Annotated in this window: 18 protein-coding genes; 13 read left to right on the top strand and 5 right to left on the bottom strand. The window is 59.7% G+C overall.

The genetic code is table 11. The annotated features are described in order from the left end of the window. Positions 1–199 precede the first annotated feature (199 nt). From I6L41_RS14710 to I6L41_RS14700, 3 genes are all read right to left on the bottom strand, one after another. Entirely contained in the window at positions 200–631 is a 432-nt protein-coding gene (locus I6L41_RS14710; protein WP_043826215.1) for a DUF411 domain-containing protein, read from the bottom strand. 46 nt (positions 632–677) lie between these two features. Then, positions 678–1,001, bottom strand: a complete 324-nt coding sequence (locus tag I6L41_RS14705; RefSeq protein ID WP_216959709.1) for a hypothetical protein — start codon at positions 999–1,001, stop codon at positions 678–680. An 88-nt stretch (positions 1,002–1,089) separates the two neighbouring features. Continuing rightward, positions 1,090–1,812 carry an SDR family oxidoreductase gene (locus I6L41_RS14700; RefSeq protein WP_216959707.1) on the bottom strand — a complete coding sequence of 241 codons (723 nt, stop codon included), beginning with the start codon at positions 1,810–1,812 and terminating at the stop codon, positions 1,090–1,092. Between the two features lie 142 nt (positions 1,813–1,954). Between I6L41_RS14700 and I6L41_RS14695 the strand changes: the two genes are divergently transcribed. The 5 genes from I6L41_RS14695 (at position 1,955) to I6L41_RS14675 (ending at position 7,076) form a co-directional block, all read left to right on the top strand. Beyond that, entirely contained in the window at positions 1,955–2,797 is an 843-nt protein-coding gene (locus I6L41_RS14695; protein WP_216959704.1) for a LysR family transcriptional regulator, read from the top strand. A 101-nt stretch (positions 2,798–2,898) separates the two neighbouring features. Then, positions 2,899–3,495: an NAD(P)H-dependent oxidoreductase gene (locus I6L41_RS14690; RefSeq protein ID WP_005339958.1), complete on the top strand. Its 597-nt coding sequence runs from the start codon at positions 2,899–2,901 to the stop codon at positions 3,493–3,495. 67 nt (positions 3,496–3,562) lie between these two features. Continuing rightward, a complete protein-coding gene (locus I6L41_RS14685; protein WP_005357666.1) occupies positions 3,563–5,419 on the top strand; it encodes a monovalent cation:proton antiporter-2 (CPA2) family protein in 1,857 nt (618 codons plus the stop codon). Continuing rightward, entirely contained in the window at positions 5,416–5,802 is a 387-nt protein-coding gene (locus I6L41_RS14680) for a SirB2 family protein (protein ID WP_042081419.1), read from the top strand. Before I6L41_RS14685 ends, I6L41_RS14680 begins: the two co-directional genes overlap by 4 nt. A 287-nt stretch (positions 5,803–6,089) precedes the next feature. Then, positions 6,090–7,076: a YafY family protein gene (locus I6L41_RS14675; protein ID WP_005339987.1), complete on the top strand. Its 987-nt coding sequence runs from the start codon at positions 6,090–6,092 to the stop codon at positions 7,074–7,076. Positions 7,077–7,931: 855 nt separating this feature from the next. Here I6L41_RS14675 and I6L41_RS14670 read toward each other — a convergent pair. Together I6L41_RS14670 and rsmD are read right to left on the bottom strand one after the other, a co-directional pair. Continuing rightward, the gene (locus I6L41_RS14670) at positions 7,932–8,243 is read right to left on the bottom strand and encodes a DUF1145 domain-containing protein (RefSeq protein ID WP_005342853.1); all 312 of its coding nucleotides are present in this window, start codon (positions 8,241–8,243) and stop codon (positions 7,932–7,934) included. Next, on the bottom strand, positions 8,227–8,856 hold the full coding sequence (gene rsmD / locus I6L41_RS14665) for a 16S rRNA (guanine(966)-N(2))-methyltransferase RsmD (protein ID WP_042081417.1): 630 nt from the start codon (positions 8,854–8,856) through the stop codon (positions 8,227–8,229). The genes I6L41_RS14670 and rsmD overlap by 17 nt, the downstream gene beginning before the upstream one ends. A gap of 110 nt (positions 8,857–8,966) precedes the next feature. On the opposite strand from rsmD, the gene ftsY reads away from it, so the two are divergent. The 8 genes from ftsY (at position 8,967) to hutG (ending at position 17,565) form a co-directional block, all read left to right on the top strand. Beyond that, a complete protein-coding gene (gene ftsY / locus I6L41_RS14660) occupies positions 8,967–10,757 on the top strand; it encodes a signal recognition particle-docking protein FtsY (RefSeq protein ID WP_216959701.1) in 1,791 nt (596 codons plus the stop codon). A gap of 51 nt (positions 10,758–10,808) precedes the next feature. Then, the gene (gene ftsE, locus I6L41_RS14655) at positions 10,809–11,477 is read left to right on the top strand and encodes a cell division ATP-binding protein FtsE (protein WP_033112579.1); all 669 of its coding nucleotides are present in this window, start codon (positions 10,809–10,811) and stop codon (positions 11,475–11,477) included. Continuing rightward, positions 11,477–12,430: a permease-like cell division protein FtsX gene (gene ftsX, locus I6L41_RS14650; protein WP_041209605.1), complete on the top strand. Its 954-nt coding sequence runs from the start codon at positions 11,477–11,479 to the stop codon at positions 12,428–12,430. The genes ftsE and ftsX overlap by 1 nt, the downstream gene beginning before the upstream one ends. A gap of 451 nt (positions 12,431–12,881) precedes the next feature. Further along, positions 12,882–13,736, top strand: a complete 855-nt coding sequence (rpoH, locus tag I6L41_RS14645) for an RNA polymerase sigma factor RpoH (protein ID WP_005339997.1) — start codon at positions 12,882–12,884, stop codon at positions 13,734–13,736. 125 nt (positions 13,737–13,861) lie between these two features. Beyond that, a complete protein-coding gene (gene can / locus I6L41_RS14640) occupies positions 13,862–14,521 on the top strand; it encodes a carbonate dehydratase (RefSeq protein ID WP_042076162.1) in 660 nt (219 codons plus the stop codon). Between the two features lie 11 nt (positions 14,522–14,532). After that, complete coding sequence (hutC, locus tag I6L41_RS14635) at positions 14,533–15,237, top strand: histidine utilization repressor (protein WP_041202413.1); 705 nt, start codon at positions 14,533–14,535, stop codon at positions 15,235–15,237. Between the two features lie 155 nt (positions 15,238–15,392). Beyond that, the gene (gene hutI, locus I6L41_RS14630; protein WP_254203315.1) at positions 15,393–16,628 is read left to right on the top strand and encodes an imidazolonepropionase; all 1,236 of its coding nucleotides are present in this window, start codon (positions 15,393–15,395) and stop codon (positions 16,626–16,628) included. Beyond that, positions 16,621–17,565: a formimidoylglutamase gene (gene hutG, locus I6L41_RS14625; protein WP_216959698.1), complete on the top strand. Its 945-nt coding sequence runs from the start codon at positions 16,621–16,623 to the stop codon at positions 17,563–17,565. Before hutI ends, hutG begins: the two co-directional genes overlap by 8 nt. Positions 17,566–17,613 lie beyond the last annotated feature (48 nt).

Raw genomic sequence — 17,613 nt, 5'->3', positions numbered from 1 at the left:
TGAGCATCGGCTCCATGAATTGGCGTTAAATCTGCCCCTTGTTGCCGGTGGTTGCAAGCAATCCCTTGTTATTGCAGGAAATGTAATCAAAAAAAGCCGCTATCTCGCGATAGCGGCCCTCTTTCTGGCCATGAGCGGCAAGAGTCCGCTCAGGTGTGCCTCACATGATATGGGAGTGCCCTCTCATGGCCAGTTTTCGTCAGCCGGGGTAGCTCGACCAGCGGTTGGTCGCGCCCTCGTTGCTGATACTCAGTACCTCATAGGGATGGCCTGGAATATCCATGCCCGGTGCACTCTGGGGCATGCCCGGAATGGTCAGGCCACGGATCGCCGGTTTTTCCCTGAGCAGCTTCTGCACATCGGCGGCCGGTACATGCCCCTCGATCACATAGCCATTTACGATACCGGTATGGCAGGAAGCCAGTTCCGGCGCGATACCGTATTGCTGCTTCACTGTGCCGAGCTGTTCGGTTTCGATGACCTCCAGTTCGAAGCCATTCTGCTCCATGTGCTCGTTCCAGCTTTGGCAGCAGCCACAATATTTGGATTTGTAGACGGTCATCTTCTCGGCCGCGAGGGCCGAAAAGCTGACGGTACCGGCCAGCATGGCCAGTAACAGGGGTTTGTACATCACTCACCTCAGATTGAAAGAAAAGATGCCCGATACGGGATGCGTTTCAGCTCTGGATGCGTGGGGGACGTTCGAGCCGCTCGCACGGGGCGTCCGGCATAAAGAGAGAGGGGGAGGCGAAGTCGGGGGTATCCGGTTCCAGCACGGCGACCGTCAGGCTGTCGCTGCCTACCAGCGTCATCGAGAGGGCGGTGGTAAAGCTGCCGCAGGGCATCGCTTTTTCCAGGGTGCGCTCGCTCTGGCTGCAGTGGGTAGTCAGGGTACAGAGGTCGGTTGCGGCCCGGCTGCCAAACGACATCAACACCAGCACCAGACTCCACAAGGGGAGCCAGCGACGGGCGTGAGCGAGTTGGCGACGGGTGAGAACCATGGAATGACTCGAAAATAACAAGGGGCACATGGTAACCCTGTGCCCCAGGGGAGGGTCAAGCCCTCCCCATCGTGCCCGTCAGCGCAGATTAAGGTTGCTGACGGGTCGCCGCCATCACTATCTCGCGCACGCAGACGTTGGCAGGCTGGTTCCAGGCGTAGAGCACGGCATCGGCGATCACTTCCGGCGCAATGACGCCACCCATCTGATCTTTCCAGTCGTGGTAACCGGCCTTGATGCTCTCGTCAGTGGTGTGGCTGAGCAGCTCGGTCTCGACCGCACCCGGGGCAATGGTCACCATACGCACGCCGACATCGGCCACCTCTTCCCGGATGTTCTCGGTCAGGGCGTGCACTGCGAACTTGGTGGCGCAGTAGGCAGCATGGTTCGGGAAGGTCTTGCGACCGGCGATGGAGCTGATGTTGATGATGGTGCCGCTGCGGCGCTCCTTCATGCCTGCCAGCACTGCGTGGACGCCGTTCAGCACTCCCATCACGTTGATGTTGAGCATCTGCTGCCACTCGGCGGGATCCTGCACATCGGCCTGACCCAGCAGCATGACACCGGCGTTGTTGACCATGCAGCCCACCGGGCCAAATTTGGCTTCTGCCTGCTGGACGGCGGCTTTCATGGCGGCGGTGTCGGTGACATCGACCCCGATGCAGAGGGTATCGGGCAGGTTTAGCGCCTGCATCGGCTCGACCCGGCGGGCCAGCAGTAGCAGCGGATGACCGGCGGCAGAGAAGGCACGGGCGATGGCGGCACCGATCCCGGCGGAGGCGCCGGTGATCACGACGAGAGATTTGGACATGGGTCTTTCCTTCTGATTCAAGAGTCGGTTTGAGCAAACAGGTGGCTGGCCAGCACGGAACCCAATCACTATAGTCACTGCATCTATAAGTGATAAATATTGTTTTCCGCTGGTTATCATCTGAAAAAACTATGGTTGGTTTATGCTGGACTTGAGATTGCTGCGTTTCTTCATCGCCATCTATGAAGAGAAGAACATCACGGCGGCGGCCGAGCGCTGCCACGTCAGCCAGCCCTCCCTCTCGGCGGGACTGCGCCAGCTGGAAGAGGCGCTCGATGACAGCCTGTTTGTCCGGGGCAAGAAGGGGGTGGTGGCGAAAGCTCCGGCCCACTATCTCTATCCTCACGCGGTCAAGCTGGTGGAGGAGGCGCGCCGTCTGCCGGAGCTGTTTCGCCAGAAAGCGACGCGTGCGAGGCTCAATATCGCCATCATGCCGGACTTGAGTCGCCGTCGGGTGGCCGGGCTGTTGCAGCAAGTACAACGCGTGTTGCCGCAACTGGATCTCACCCTCTCCGACTACACCACACCCGCCGACTGCCGCTTGACGCTGGATGCCTTGCGCCGGGAGGACGAGATCTTCCTGCCGCTGTGGGAGGAGGATTACGTGCTCTGCGTGCCGGTCGACCATCCCCTTGCCAGTCGCGAAAGGATCGAGCTCGCCGAGCTGCAACATTATGATTTTATTGAGTGCCCGCCCTGCGAAGCCCATCAGCAGACTATCGGCCTGCTGGCCTGTGACCGCCTTACCCTCAATCTGGTGGCCAAGGCCGAGAGCAAGGGGCTGGTGATGGCGCTGGTGCTGGCGGGGGTCGGCATCAGTTTTCTGCCGGACGGGCTGGTCGAGGATGAGGCGGGGCTCTGTACCCTGCCGGTGAGCGGACCGCGGATGTTTCGCCGGATCGGGCTCTGCTATCCCGCCCACCAGACCCTCAATCCGGCGCTGCGGGAGCTGATCCCCGAGTTGGCAGGCTATGGCGCTTCCTGATAAGGTCGCTCTCCTGTGCACCTTTACGATGCAGCTCCCCAGACTCCCCTTTTCTGTTTACCGCGCCTTGCACAGCAAGGCTTTGTTCGGGTGATGTGGTCATGAAACGCATTCTGGTTATTTTTTCCCATCCCGCGCTGCAGAGCTCGCGGGCCAACAAGCAGCTGTTGCAGGCGATTGAGGGGCTGGAGGGGGTCACGGTTCACGACCTCTATCAGCACTATCCCGACATGTTTATCGATGTGAAGCGGGAGCAGGCGCTGCTCTGTGAGCACGACATCATCGTCTTTCAGCACCCGTTTTACTGGTACTCCTGCCCGGCCATCATGAAAGAGTGGATGGATCTGGTGCTGGAGTATGGCTATGCCTACGGCCCCGAAGCCCACGCCCTCAAGGGCAAGCAGTGGCTGAGCGCCATCACCACTGGCGGGGCGCCGGAGTCCTACTGCAGCGAGGGGTACAACAGCCGACCGCTGCTCGATTTTCTGCTGCCATTTCAGCAGGCGGCCACCTTGTGCGGCATGAACTGGCTGCCCCCTTTCGTGCTGCACTCCTTTCACAAGATCAAGGATCCCGCCGCTCTGCGCCGTTGCGGGCAGGACTACCGCCAGCTGCTTTGCGCCCTGCGTGACGATCAGCTGACTCCAGAGCAACTGGCCGGGCGCCCTTATCTGCGCGACTTGCTGGAGGTGCTCTGATGAAACACGGACAGCTTGTTGGTCGAGCTTATGAGTCGGATCTGATGTTCACACGGAGGGCTGACTGATGGGCCACGGGATCCTGTTTGATGCCTTTATCTATCTCTCTGCCGCCGTCATCGCGGTGCCGCTGGCCAAACGCTGGGGGTTGGGTTCGGTGCTCGGCTACCTGCTGGCGGGGATCATCATAGGCCCCTTTCTGCTGGGGCTGGTGGGGGAACAGAAGGATGTGATGCACTTCGCCGAGTTTGGCGTGGTGCTGATGCTGTTTCTGGTCGGTCTTGAATTGCGTCCTGCCCTCTTGTGGCAGTTGAAGGGGCCGATCCTCGGCACCGGCGGCCTGCAGGTGCTGCTCACCACGGCGGCACTGACCGGCGTGGCGCATCTGATCGGTCTGCCGTTGCAACAGGGGCTGGCCATCGGCCTCATTCTGGCGCTCTCCTCCACCGCCATCGTTCTGCAGAGCCTGCAGGAGCGCAAGCTGATGCAGAGCGAGAGTGGTCGCTCCGCTTTTGCTGTGCTGCTGTTTCAGGATATTGCGGTCATTCCGATCCTGGCGCTGCTGCCGCTGCTGGCCATGGCGCCGGTCGCCAGCAATGGCGGTTCCGAGCTGGCGGGGTGGCAACATGGTCTGCTGGTGGTCGCGGCCATCTCAGGCATCGTGCTGGGTGGCCACTATCTGATGCGGCCGGTGTTTCGTGCCATCGCCCAGTCCCACATGCGGGAGATCTTCGTCGCCGCCGCTCTGCTGCTGGTGATCGCTATCGCTGTGCTGATGGAATCGGTGGGGCTCTCGCCCGCTCTCGGCTCCTTCCTCGCCGGTGTGGTGCTGGCCGACAGCGAATATCGCCATGAGCTGGAGGCAGACATAGAGCCGTTCAAGGGGCTGCTGCTCGGCCTCTTCTTTATGTCGGTGGGGGCGGGGATCGACTTCGGGCTGTTTGCCGAGCACCCCTTCCTGATACCCACTCTCGTCGTTGGCCTGATGGTGCTCAAATGGCTGGTGCTGATGGCGCTCGGCTTCATCATCCGCATCTCGCCGAGTCAGCGCTGGACCTTCGCGCTGGCGCTCGCACAGGGCGGTGAGTTTGCCTTCGTGCTCTTTTCGTTTGCCGCGCAAAATCGGGTGCTGCCCGGTGAGACCATCTCGCTGCTGACGCTGGTGGTGGCGCTCTCCATGGCGCTGACCCCGCTGCTGCTGATCCTCAACGATCGGGTGATCCAGCCCTGGTTCGATTACCGTAACCAGAGCGACGCACCGCAGCATGAGCAACCTGAGCTGGTGGAGCATCCGGTGATCATCGCGGGCTTCGGCCGCTTCGGTCAGATCGTGGGGCGTCTGCTGCACGGTCACGGCATCGGTACCACCATCCTCGAGCAGGATGCCAGCCAGATAGAGACCCTGCGCAAGTATGGCTATCAGGTCTTCTATGGCGATGCCAGCCGGATCGACCTGCTCCATGCCGCCGGGGCGCACAAGGCGAAGCTGCTGGTGCTCTCCATCAACGATCCGGCTACCTCGCTGGCGGTGATCGAGATGGTGCAGAAGCACTTCCCGCACCTGAAGATCCTGGCGCGAGCGCTGGATCGACCCCATGCCCACGAGATCCTGCGCCACGGGGTCGAGAGCGTGCACCGGGAAACTCTGGGCTCGGCGGTCGATCTGGGGGTGGAAGCCCTGACCCAGCTCGGTTTTCGGGCCAACCAGGCCTGGCGGGCGGGGCAGACCTTCAAGCAGCACGATAACTGGCTGTTGCGTGAGCAGGTCAACTATCTCGACGACGAACACACTTATATCAACAAGAGCCTGCAATACCGGGAGATCCTCTCCGATCTGTTGCAAGACGACGAGGAGGGGCAGGAGCGTATCCATGCCCACAACTGGAATAGCGGGTTACCCGACGACGACAAGGAAGCAAAATGATTGCCTATTATCCCATGTTCAAACACCTGCATATGACGCTGGCGCTGGTCAGTCTGCTGCTCTTTATCTATCGCTGGAGTCTGGCGCTGGCCGGCAGCGATCGGTTGCAGCAGAAGTGGCTGAAGATCCTGCCTCATATCAACGACACCTTCCTGCTGCTGTTTGGTGTGTTGCTGGCGGTGGCCTTGCAGTTGAGCCCGGGTCAACAACCCTGGCTGATGGCCAAGCTGATTGCACTGGTGCTCTATATCGGTCTGGGTGTCATGGCGCTCAAGCGCCCGGCCCGCGGTCAGAAGCTGGTGGCCGGTGTGGCGGCACTGGCGGTGTTTGGCTACATGGTCGGTGCGGCCATCACCAAGTCAGCCTGGTCGTGGCTGATGTGAGCAAAAGGGGAGAGTCATGCTCTCCCCTGAAATCATATTCTGAGATGAATTAATTAATCGGAGTTTTATGCTAACAATAAATCGCAACATAGAACTTTCATTTGAGGGATTTTTGGCTAATTTTAGCCTCTAGCGGCTCCTTTCTTGAGTGTATTGTCTTTATAAATCAATTGTTTAGTGTGTTTTGTATGAAAATGGCGACAGTTGTCGCAGCAAAACTTGCGACATAGACTGTCGCAAGTCACGACTAGCATACAGTCAACGCTAAACCAGTGAAGGCAAGCACCATGAGCAAGAAGCTGTTACGACAACTGACCTTGGCGCGTTGCATCCCGCACCGCCCTTACAAGCTGACCGCCAGCCAACTCCAGGTAAAACTGGAAGAGGAAGGTATCCACGTCAGTCTGCGTACCGTGCAACGGGACCTGGAGGAGATGTCCGGCATGGGACTGTTCGACCTCACCTCGGACGAGCGCAGCAAACCCCATGGCTGGTGCTTCGAGCGCCACGGCCTCAACGACTTTGCCAATATCATGCCGCTCTCGCTGGCGGTGGCCCTGAAAACCTGGAGTGATCAGGCGAGTCAACTGTTGCCGGCGAGTGTACTGACCGAATTGAACCCGCTGGTCGACAAGGCGAGCCAGGTGATCCGCGACAGTCAGAGTGAACTGGCCGAACGCTGGCTGGAGAGTGTCCACCAGTCACCGCGCCCGTTTGCCGGCAACCCGGAGATCCGCCGCAGCACCCTGATCCGCGATGCGCTCTGGCGTGGTCGCAAGTTCAGTGCCGAGATCCAGCGCGTGATCAAAGAGCGTACCGTGTGGCTCTGCTACGACCGTATCAACCCGCTTGGCATTCTCAATCAGCCGGATGGTCCGATCCTGCTCTGCACTCTGTCCGAGCTGGATCCCAAGGTCTACGGCATCCCGTTTGACCATATCAAGAACGTGGAGCTGACCAACTTCAGCGCCACCCAGCCGAAGGATTTCAATATCCAGAAGCTGATCCGCGATCAGGGCTATCAGGATGTGAGCGGCCCGATCCGCTTCGTCGGCCGGATCGATGCCAACAGCCAGTCCCTGGTGGATAACCAGATCCCCGGCAACAATCCGCGCATGACCCGCTATGACAAGCGCAGCGTGGTGGTGGAGACCGAAGTGCAGGACACCCCGGAGTTTCGCAGCTGGTTGAACAACATCGGCGGTGAACTGGAGGTGCTGGCACCGGAATCGTTGCGCAAGGCCTATCTCAATCCGGCCAACCGCTTGAGCTGATTAAAAAAATGGAATGTTGAAGAGTCGAGCCTGGTCTCGGCTCTTTTTTTTGCGTTTTTTTTAAGCATATTTATTCAACTAATTTTTAAGTCTTAACGTCAGGATTGAACCGTTTTCCTGCCCCGTTTTCGGGGGCGAAACCCGTGTAAGAGATCTGCCATAGCGACTGTAAGAGGCTGGCGCTTTGAGCCGTACGCGAAGCCATGCCAGAATGATCGAGCTTTCCTGTGAAACTAAATAACTAACTGATATTAAAGGGTTAGTTTTTAAGTTCATTTTTTGAGATGGGAGCTGTATCGGATCTTTATCATCGGATGGCCCTTGTTCGGGGTGCGCATTTCCTTAGTATGGGTCTCACAAGGACGAAGCTGGTCCGGCAGGATGCAGGGCAGCGCATAAAGATGGAATAGTCCGCAGGATGTGGACAAGGGATACCTCAGGATGAGTTCGATAATCAGGATGGTTATCGTCACGGATGAATAAAGGAACACCGCGGGATGCGGCAGGACACTCTCGGGATGGGAGCAGAACGAACGGAACCTCGTTCTTCAGGATGAACAGGACCTCGCCGGATGCGAGAGGAATACTTCAGGATGAAGTGAGATAACCCGGATGGTTATCTGTCAGGAAGACGCAAGGAACCCCACAGGACGTGGTAATGGACACCTCCAGGATGGAGACAGTGAAGCAGTTCAGGATGAATTGCCAGGCCAGGAACGCCGCAGGACACGCCAACGGATTGGAAAGGGGATATTCCAAAGGATTAGGATAACGTCAGGGATTGCAGGGAGCATTGCAGTTCTACGGACAGGACGACACGACTCTAGGGGACGGCTACCGCCGTCCCCTTTTCTTTTATGGTTTGTCCGAGAGATTGCCGCGCTGGGCGGCGTTGACGATCTCTTGCAGGCGCTGACGAATGTCGACCATACCAAACACGCCAAATATCAGCACAGTGACAAATTCGGCTTTGGTGACAGCGAAGTAGCGTTTGCAAGCTGCCTTGATCATGCTGGCCTGCAGCCAGTGCAGCAGGGCGACGATCACGCCGCAGACCGGCAGAAAGCCGTTGAGTTTGCCGGGCAGCGGGGCAATCAGGCTCACCAGCACGCCAAACCAGAAGAACAATATCAGCCCCATCGCCAACAGATTAAAGACCCGCTTCATTGTTTACCTCCCGTAGATAGAGTTGATAACAGACCTGACCTGCCTGCTTGTCCTTGAGTAGTTGCCAACTGGCGGGCAGCGCCAGATCGGCCATCTCTTTTTCCCGCTCCAGATAGATGAGGGCGTCCGGTGCCAGCCAGCCGCGCTGCTCCAGCAGTTCGCACACTTGCGGCAGCAGCTCGCGGCGAAACGGCGGATCGAGGAATACCAGATCAAACGGCGTGGCCGGGCCTTGTAGCCAGCTCACTGCATCTGACTGGATCACCTGACCCTGACTGCTGCCGAGGGCGGTCAGGTTCTTCTTGATCTGGTCGGCGGCCCCCTTGTCCATTTCGATCAGGGTCACCTGCTCGGCATAGCGCGACAGCGCCTCCAGTCCGAGGCCGCCGCTACCGGCAAACAGATCCAGGCAGCGGGTGCCGCGAATGTGGGGGGCCAGCCAGTTGAAGATGGTCTCCTTGACGCGATCAGTGGTGGGTCTGAGCCCCTCCACATCCTTGACCGGCAATTTGCGGCCTCGCCACTGGCCGCTGATGATTCTTACAAAGCCCGATTTTCCTTGCGGGGCGGGACTCTTGCTCGGGTTGCTACGGCTGGATTTCACTCTGGGCATCGCGTTTCATCGTCAGAAAATAAAGTGGTAGTATAAGGCGGTTCATTTTTATGCCGACCCGCCAAGGGACGGCTATCTTAGCAGTCAGCCTTTGATGTGAGTATTTTTAGATGGCAAAAGGTTTGTTTTCCTGGCTGGGTTTCGGCCGCAAGAAAGAAGAGGCTGAGGCTGTCCAACCACAGACACCCCAAGCCACCCCCGTTACCGTTGAGCCCGAGGTCACTGCTACCCCCGCTCCCGTTTCCGATATAACTGTTTCCGATAGTACGCCGGCTGTTGCCCCCGAAGTGCCTGCCAGCGCACAGAATCCCGTTTTGCAAGATGATTGCTGCCTGCCGACCGAGCTGGACGATCACGGCCCGCTGGTGGTGGAGGAGTGCGCCTCCGATCTGGAGCCGGTGATCGTCAACGAAGCGCTGATCGCCGAAGAGGAGCGTGCCGCTGAAGCCGCTCGCACTGCCGCAGAAGCACAAGCTGCTGAAACGGCTCGTATTGCCGCTGAGGCTCGGGCTGCAGAAGAGGCACGTATCGCTGCCGAAGCCCGCGCAGTGGAAGAGGCCCGAATCGCTGCCGAAGCCCGTGCTGCGGAAGAGGCCCGTATCGCTGCCGAGGCTCGCGCCGCGGAAGAGGCTCGTATTGCTGCCGAAGCCCGTGCTGCGGAAGAAGCTCGTATTGCTGCCGAGGCTCGCGCCGCGGAAGAATCTCGCATTGCCGCCGAGGCTCGCGCTGCGGAAGAGGCTCGTATTGCTGCCGAAGCCCGTGCTGCGGAAGAAGCTCGCATTGCTGCCGAAGCTCGCGCTGCGGAGGAGGCTCGCATTGCCGCTGAAGCTCAGGCTGCGGAAGAAGCCCGTATCGCCAAAGAAGCCCAGCGAGCGGAAGATATGCGCCTGGTCGCCGCGATGGAGGCTGAGGCCGCCGCCCTGGCCGCTCTGCCGCTGGCCGCCAAGGTGGACGACGACACCCAGGACAAACCGCAGCGGGAGGGCTTCTTTGCTCGCCTCAAGCGCAGTCTGGTACGCACCAAGGAGAATATCGGCTCCGGTTTCTTCGGCCTGTTCCGTGGCAAGAAGATCGACGATGAGCTGTTTGAAGAGCTGGAAACCCAGCTGCTGACCGCCGATCTCGGTGTGGATACCACTACTCGTATCATCGAGGGGCTGGTGCAGCACGCGGATCGCAAGCAGCTCAAGGATGCCGAGGCGCTCTATGGCCTGCTCAAGCAGGACATGGGCGAGATGCTGGCCAAGGTAGAGCAGCCGCTGGTGATCGACACCAGCAAGAAGCCTTACGTGATCCTGATGGTCGGCGTGAACGGCGTCGGCAAGACCACCACCATCGGCAAGCTGGCCAAGCAGTTCCAGGCCGAGGGCAAGAGTGTGATGTTGGCCGCTGGCGATACCTTCCGTGCCGCTGCGGTCGAGCAGCTGCAGGTATGGGGTCAGCGCAACAATATTCCGGTGATTGCCCAGCACACCGGCGCCGACTCCGCTTCCGTTATTTATGACGCCATCGAGGCTGCCCGCTCCCGCGGGGCTGATGTGCTGATCGCCGATACCGCCGGCCGCCTGCAGAACAAGAGCAACCTGATGGAGGAGCTCAAGAAGGTGGTGCGGGTGATGAAGAAGCTGGACGAAGAGGCGCCCCACGAGATCATGCTGACTCTGGATGCCGGCACCGGCCAGAACGCCCTGAGCCAGGCCAAGCTGTTCAGCGAGGCAGTGGGCCTGACCGGTATCACCCTTACCAAGCTGGATGGCACGGCCAAGGGCGGCGTCATCTTCGCGGTGGCCGACAAGTTCCAGATCCCGATCCGCTATATCGGGGTGGGCGAGGGGATCGACGATCTGCGTCCCTTTGTCGCCAACGACTTTATCGAGGCCCTGTTTAGTCGCGATGAGTAAACATCCCATGCCCCGACTTCGGTCGGGGTTTGTCAATGTCAGGGAACCGTTATGATTCGTTTTGACAAGGTCAGCAAGGTATACAGCGGTGGCCATCAGGCGCTGCAGAAGGTCAGCTTTCACCTGCGCAAGGGGGAGATGGCCTTCCTGACCGGACACTCGGGGGCGGGCAAGAGTACCCTCCTCAAACTGATCAGCGTGATGGAGCGACCGACCGATGGTCGCGTTTTCTTTCATGGCGACGACGTCAGCCATATCCAGCGCAGCCAGATCCCCTATGTGCGCCGCCAGATCGGGATGATCTTTCAGGATCACCGGTTGCTGATGGACCGCACCGTGTTCGACAACGTGGCGTTGCCGCTGGTGATCGATGGCTATAGCCATGCGGACATCAACAAGCGGGTTGCTGCGGCGCTCGACAAGGTGGGGCTGCTCGGCAAGGAGCGCTACCAGCCGCGCATGCTCTCCGGTGGTGAACAGCAGCGGGTCGGCATCGCCCGCGCCATCGTCAACAAGCCGCCGTTGCTGCTCGCTGACGAACCGACCGGTAACCTGGATCCCCAGCTCTCCATGGATATCATGCGGCTGTTCGAGGAGTTCAACCGCTTCGGCGTCTCCGTACTGATCGCCACTCACGATCTGGGGCTCATCGCCCGCATGCGCTATCGCACCCTGACCCTCAAGGCGGGGCGGATGTATTCGGCAGGGGAGGAGCTCTGATGGCTATTGTTCGTCACAAGCAGCCGCCGCTGCGCCGTTTGATGATGTACGGGGTTGACCACGTGCGTCAGGCGTTTGCCAGTCTGGGTGAGCTGTGGCGCAACCCGCTCGCTTCCCTGATGACGCTGGCGGTGCTTGGCGTCAGTCTGGCGCTGCCCTCCTGCTTCCATGTGCTGCTGAAAAATGCCGAGGTGGTGGAGGGGAGCTGGCAGACCAGCTCCCAGATCTCCCTCTATCTGCGCAAGGATCTGCCGGAGCAGAGCATTCTCGACCTGCAACACAGGATCCTGCTCTACCCCGAGGTGGATTCGGTCACCTATATGAGCCGCGACGATGCACTGCGGGAGTTTCGCGAGATCTCCGGCTTCGGCGATGCCCTCGACTACCTCGACAGCAACCCGCTGCCGCCGGTGCTGAGCGTCATTCCGGATCCGCGCTGGCAGAATCCGGAAGGGGCCGCCGAGCTGCTCGGCAAGCTCAACAACGAAGATGGCGTGGAACAGGGCAAGCTGGATCTGCAGTGGCTGACTCGGTTGCAGGGGATCATGAACCTGTTGCGCCACACCATTACCGGTATCGCTGTGCTGTTGCTCTCCGCCGTGTTGCTGATTGTCGGCAATACCCTGCGCCTCAACATCCTCAACCAGCGCTCCGAGATCGAGGTGCTGAAACTGGTGGGGGCGACCGATGCCTTTATTCACCGTCCTTTCCTCTATACCGGTATCTGGTTCGGAGTCATTGGTGGCATGCTGGCTTGGTGGCTGACCGAGGTGATGGTGATCTGGAGCGAGGGGGTGGTGAAAGAGCTGGCGGGCTTGTATAACAGTAACTTCCAGCTGGTTGGCATGGGTCTGGTGGACGGGGTGAACCTGATCCTGCTGGGCGCTCTGCTGGGGCTGATAGCCTCCTGGTTCTCGGTTCACCGCCACATTCGCGACATCGAGCCTTCCTGATTAATTTATCAACATTGTGAATTGCTGGATTTTGCGAAGCGGATCAAGTAAAAGAGTGGCCGTTTCTGGCTTGGCCCCCATAGTCAGAGTATTCTGAATAACAATGATCTTCCGGATCTTCGCTAGATCCAGTGAACCTTCTGATTTATAAGCAGTCTATTAAAGCTGAAGCATTTATACGGGTGTGGCCCCTCTGCCTTGCTCGTCAGACTTGGCAAGCATGTGAAGGTTGCGAGCTCCGCAACAATGGACTTAGCATGCTACTTTTCGGGGGTCCTTCATTGTGACCCCCTTTTTTTGACTGTTCATTCATGATTCATCCTGCAGGCTTAAGATAAGCCGGTCTAAAACTGGGCATGTTCTTTGATACACGCCGCAGAATGGCATCCGGTCAGTAGACAGACCCTCTCAGGGTGTTAGACTGATTCGATTGAAAAGTAAGAGGTAACAGATGGGAACTTCATTGCAGCGCACTATGGCTCTGATTCCGCAAGGTAGTCTGGAAGGCTATATCCAGGCAGTAAACTCTATTCCTGTGCTGAGCGCAGAGGAAGAGCGTGAACTGGCTGAGCGTTTGCAGCAGGATGGCGATCTCGAGGCTGCTCGTCAGCTGGTTATGTCGCATCTGCGCTTTGTCGTTCATGTCGCCAAGAGTTATGCCGGTTACGGTCTGCCTCAGGCCGATCTGGTTCAGGAAGGCAACATCGGCCTGATGAAGGCGGTCAAGCGCTTCGACCCGACGGTCGGCGTGCGTCTGGTCTCCTTTGCCGTGCACTGGATCAAGGCCGAAATCCACGAATATGTCCTGCGCAACTGGCGCATGGTCAAGGTGGCCACCACCAAGGCCCAGCGTAAGCTCTTCTTCAACCTGCGCAAATCCAAAAAACGTCTGGGCTGGCTGAACCACGAAGAGGTTCAGGCCGTGGCGGCCGATCTCGGCGTTTCTGCCGCTGACGTGACCGAAATGGAAGCGCGGATGGCCAACTACGATCAGGCGTTCGATCTGGTGGGTGACGATGAGGAAGAGGGCGGTTTCGCTCCGGTTCACTATCTGGAGGACAAATCCTCCGATCTGGCCGCCACCATCGAGAACGACAACTGGGACGATCACGCGACCCGTCGTCTGAGCTCGGCCCTCGCCACCCTGGATGAGCGCAGCCAGCACATCATCCGCGCCCGCTGGCTCGATGATGACAGCAAGACCACTCTGCAGGAGCTGGCCGATACCTACGGCGTCTCTGCCGAGCGTGTGCGTCAGCTTGAGAAAAACGCACTCAAGAAGCTGAAAGATGCCATGGAAGCCTGATGCTTCCTCTCATAAAAACAGGGCCTGATGGCCCTGTTTTTGTTTCGCAAGGATCTGGTCGGCCTTGCTTTGGTTACCCTTGAGTGTGTTATGTTGCCGCCACTGCCACATTAGGGAGAGCAGAAGTGAAACTGTTGAACGACCTGTTTACCAACAACCGTGAGTGGGCCGAACGGATCAAAGCCGAAGATCCCAATTTCTTTGCCACTCTTTCTGCCCAGCAGGCCCCCGAATACCTCTGGATCGGTTGTTCCGACAGCCGGGTCCCCGCCAACCAACTGATGGGGTTGCTGCCGGGGGACGTCTTCGTCCACCGCAACGTCGCCAATCTGGTGGTACATACCGATTTCAACTGCCTCTCCGTGCTGCAATACGCGGTAGAAGTGCTCAAGGTGAAGCACATCATCGTCTGCGGTCACTATGGCTGCGGCGGCGTCAAGGCCGCGATGCAGAATCAGGAGCTGGGTCTCATCGACAACTGGCTGCGCAACATCAAGGATGTCTACTTCAAATATGGTGAAGAGCTCGAGGCCATCGAGGATGAACATGAGCGCTTCGACTACCTGTGCGAGCTGAACGTGGCCGAGCAGGTCGCCAACGTCTGCCACACCACCATCATCCAGAACGCCTGGCGCAAGGGGCAGGAGCTGGCGGTGCATGGCTGGATCTACGGGATTAAAGACGGTCTGCTGCACGATCTCGATCTTTGCATCAGCGGCCCGGATCAGATCCCCGATGTCTACCGCGCCTGGCCGGACATGCGTCCGCCCCACCGTCGGCGCTAGGGTGCTTCATGGTGGCGCCAGCCCTCTATCTGCAGATCAAACAGCATATTCTGGACGGGATCCGCGAACGTCACTATCAGGCGGGGGACAGGATCCCGACCGAAGCGGCCCTGTGCGAGCAGTTCACCGTGAGCCGGATGACGGTCAACCGGGCGCTGCGGGAACTGGTGGCTGAGGGGTGGCTGGTGCGTACCGCCGGTTCCGGCAGCTTCGTGGCGGACCGGCGCACCGAGTCGCCGCTGCTGGCTATTCGCAATATTGCCGACGAGATCGCCGAGCGTGGCGGTGAGTACAGCGCCCGCGTGATCCGGCTGCAGCGGCTGGCCGCCGACGAGAAGGTGGCGGTACAACTGGGGCTGCGGGTTGGCGCCCCCATCTTTCACAGCCTGATCGTCCATCAGGCCGATGGGGAGCCGTTGCAATTGGAGGAGCGCTTCGTCGATGCCGGGCGTTTGCCGGGCTATGGCGAGCAGGATTTTACCCAACAGACCCCCAACCGCTATCTGATGGATGTCTGCCCCCTCTCCGAGATGGAGCACGTGGTGGAAGCCGTGTTGCCCAGCGCCGGTGAGGCGGGATTGTTGCAGATCCGCGTGGATTCCCCCTGCCTGTTGTTGCACCGGCGTACCTGGTCGGAGGGGCATCTCGTCTCCTACGCCCGTTTGCTCTCCCCCGGTTCCCGCTACAAGCTCAGCTCCAAGACTCAGCTGGAGTGAATGTCTATACAAATCGATTTTTGCAAAGCCCACCTCCTGGTGGGCTTTTTTGTGCTTAAACTCTAAGTTTGATGCTGTTATCAGGATGTGAACGCCGCTCTTTCTTTCGTCATAGAGATCGACTATAAGAATATGTATATACATTTGAGGTCGCTATGAACAAGGAACTGTTGAACTGCGAGCGGGTCTGGCTCAACGTGACGCCCGCTACCCTGAATGATGAGCTGGCCGACTACGGCCTGCTGCCGCTCCACGCCATCGGGGTGAAGGATGGCAAGATCCACGCGCTGGTGCCGATGACCGAGCTTAAGGGGCCCCATCCTGCTCACTGGCAGGATATGCAGGGCAAGCTGGCTACCCCCGGCCTTATCGATTGCCACACCCATCTGGTCTTCGCCGGCAGCCGTGCCGAAGAGTTTGAACTGCGCCAGAAAGGGGTGCCCTATGCCGAGATCGCCCGTCGGGGTGGCGGCATCATCAGCACGGTGCGTGCGACCCGTGCCGCCAGCGAAGAGCAATTGTTCGAGCTGGCGCTGCCGAGGGTGAAATCCCTGATCCGCGAAGGGGTCACCACGGTGGAGATCAAGTCCGGCTATGGCCTGACGCTGGATGACGAACTCAAGATGCTGCGGGTGGCCCGCCGACTGGGAGAGGCGTTGCCGATCCGGGTCAAAACCACTCTGCTGGCGGCCCATGCGGTGCCGCCGGAGTATCGCGACGATCCCGACAGCTGGGTCGAGACCATCTGTCAGGAGATCATCCCGGCCGCCGCCGAGGCGGGTCTGGCCGATGCGGTAGATGTCTTCTGCGAGCACATCGGCTTTTCGCTGGCCCAGACCGAGCAGGTCTATCTGGCGGCGGATCAATACGGCCTGCCGGTGAAGGGGCATATGGATCAGCTCTCCAATCTCGGTGGCAGCACGCTCGCTGCCAACTTTGGCGCCCTCTCGGTGGATCATCTGGAGCATCTGGATCCGGAAGGGATCCTGGCGCTGGCCCACCGTGGCGTGGTCGCCACCCTGCTGCCCACCGCCTTCTACTTCCTCAAAGAGACCAAGCTGCCGCCGGTTGCCGCCCTGCGCAAGGCGGGGGTGGCGATGGCGGTCTCCTCAGATATCAACCCGGGTACCGCCCCCATCGTCTCGCTGCGGATGGCCATGAACATGGCCTGCACCCTGTTTGGCCTGACCCCGCTGGAGGCCATGGTCGGGGTGACCCGTCACGCCGCCAAAGCGCTCGGCGAGCAGGATCGCCTTGGCCAGCTCAGGGTGGGCATGGCGGCTGATTTCCTGATCTGGCACTGTGCCCATCCGGCCGAGCTGAGCTACATGGTTGGCGTCGATCAGCTGGCGGGCCGCATCTTCAACGGCGAGGAGACCCTACATGGATAAGTTCAACCCGATCGATATGTCGCTCTGGCAAGGGCGGCAGGATCCGGAAGATGGCGAATTGGCCCTGCGTTGGCACGACAAGGTGCAGCCCTGGACCGCCGGAGCACAAGACGCTGCCGGTGTGGTACTGCTCGGTTTTGCCTGCGATGAAGGGGTTCGCCGCAACAAGGGGCGTGTCGGCGCCGCCGGTGCGCCGCAAGCGGTGCGCAAGCTGCTGGCCAACACCGCCTGGCATCTGAGTCGCCCCGTCTATGATGGTGGGGATGTGAGCTGTACCGATGGCAATCTCGACGCCGCCCACGGCCATCTGGCCGAGCGGGTCGCCGCTGCGCTCGATTTGGGCCACTTCCCGCTGGTGCTGGGGGGCGGTCACGAGGTGGCTTTCGGCAGCTGGAGCGGCCTTAACCGTCATCTGGGTGGCAGTGGCAAGGTCGGCATTATCAACCTCGATGCTCACTTTGACCTGCGCATGAAACAGGAGCAGGCCAGCTCCGGCACCCCCTTCTTCCAGATCGCCGAGCAGTGCGCCGCTCAGGGCACACCGTTTCGCTACGCCTGCCTCGGGGTGGCCGAGACCGCCAATACCCAGGCGCTGTTTGCACGGGCCGACGAGTTGGGGGTCTGGTATGTGAAAGATGAAGCCATGAGCGAGCGTGCTCTGCCCACCTTGCTAAGCGGGCTGGATACCTTTATCGCCGATTGTGATCACCTCTATCTGACCATCGATCTCGACGTGCTGCCGGCGGCCGTTATGCCGGGAGTGAGCGCTCCAGCCGCTCGCGGCGTGGAGCTGGCGGTGATCGAACCGCTCATTGCCCATATCCGGGCCAGCGGCAAGCTGAGGCTCGCCGATCTGGCCGAGTATAACCCGACGCTGGATCAGGATAACCGCAGTGCCCGCGTGGCCGCGCGACTGGTTCATCTGTTGACCCGTTAACCCTTTGGCCACCCATCGCCGAAGGCACCCTATTGATACAACAAGGAG

The organism is Aeromonas sp. FDAARGOS 1411, assembly GCF_019047125.1.
Taxonomy (GTDB): domain Bacteria; phylum Pseudomonadota; class Gammaproteobacteria; order Enterobacterales; family Aeromonadaceae; genus Aeromonas; species Aeromonas veronii.
Note: the sequence above shows the minus strand (reverse complement) of the source record. Positions and strands in the feature narration are given on the sequence as shown.

Coding starts and splice junctions, on each gene's coding strand:
- ftsY (WP_216959701.1), top strand. CDS start 8,967: ATGGCAAAAGGTTTGTTTTCCTGGCTGGGTTTCGGCCGCAAGAAAGAA.
- I6L41_RS14695 (WP_216959704.1), top strand. CDS start 1,955: ATGCTGGACTTGAGATTGCTGCGTTTCTTCATCGCCATCTATGAAGAG.
- I6L41_RS14710 (WP_043826215.1), bottom strand. CDS start 631: ATGTACAAACCCCTGTTACTGGCCATGCTGGCCGGTACCGTCAGCTTT.
- I6L41_RS14705 (WP_216959709.1), bottom strand. CDS start 1,001: ATGGTTCTCACCCGTCGCCAACTCGCTCACGCCCGTCGCTGGCTCCCC.
- rsmD (WP_042081417.1), bottom strand. CDS start 8,856: ATGCCCAGAGTGAAATCCAGCCGTAGCAACCCGAGCAAGAGTCCCGCC.
- I6L41_RS14670 (WP_005342853.1), bottom strand. CDS start 8,243: ATGAAGCGGGTCTTTAATCTGTTGGCGATGGGGCTGATATTGTTCTTC.
- hutG (WP_216959698.1), top strand. CDS start 16,621: ATGGATAAGTTCAACCCGATCGATATGTCGCTCTGGCAAGGGCGGCAG.
- I6L41_RS14685 (WP_005357666.1), top strand. CDS start 3,563: ATGGGCCACGGGATCCTGTTTGATGCCTTTATCTATCTCTCTGCCGCC.
- I6L41_RS14700 (WP_216959707.1), bottom strand. CDS start 1,812: ATGTCCAAATCTCTCGTCGTGATCACCGGCGCCTCCGCCGGGATCGGT.
- I6L41_RS14675 (WP_005339987.1), top strand. CDS start 6,090: ATGAGCAAGAAGCTGTTACGACAACTGACCTTGGCGCGTTGCATCCCG.
- I6L41_RS14680 (WP_042081419.1), top strand. CDS start 5,416: ATGATTGCCTATTATCCCATGTTCAAACACCTGCATATGACGCTGGCG.
- hutI (WP_254203315.1), top strand. CDS start 15,393: ATGAACAAGGAACTGTTGAACTGCGAGCGGGTCTGGCTCAACGTGACG.
- ftsX (WP_041209605.1), top strand. CDS start 11,477: ATGGCTATTGTTCGTCACAAGCAGCCGCCGCTGCGCCGTTTGATGATG.
- rpoH (WP_005339997.1), top strand. CDS start 12,882: ATGGGAACTTCATTGCAGCGCACTATGGCTCTGATTCCGCAAGGTAGT.
- I6L41_RS14690 (WP_005339958.1), top strand. CDS start 2,899: ATGAAACGCATTCTGGTTATTTTTTCCCATCCCGCGCTGCAGAGCTCG.
- ftsE (WP_033112579.1), top strand. CDS start 10,809: ATGATTCGTTTTGACAAGGTCAGCAAGGTATACAGCGGTGGCCATCAG.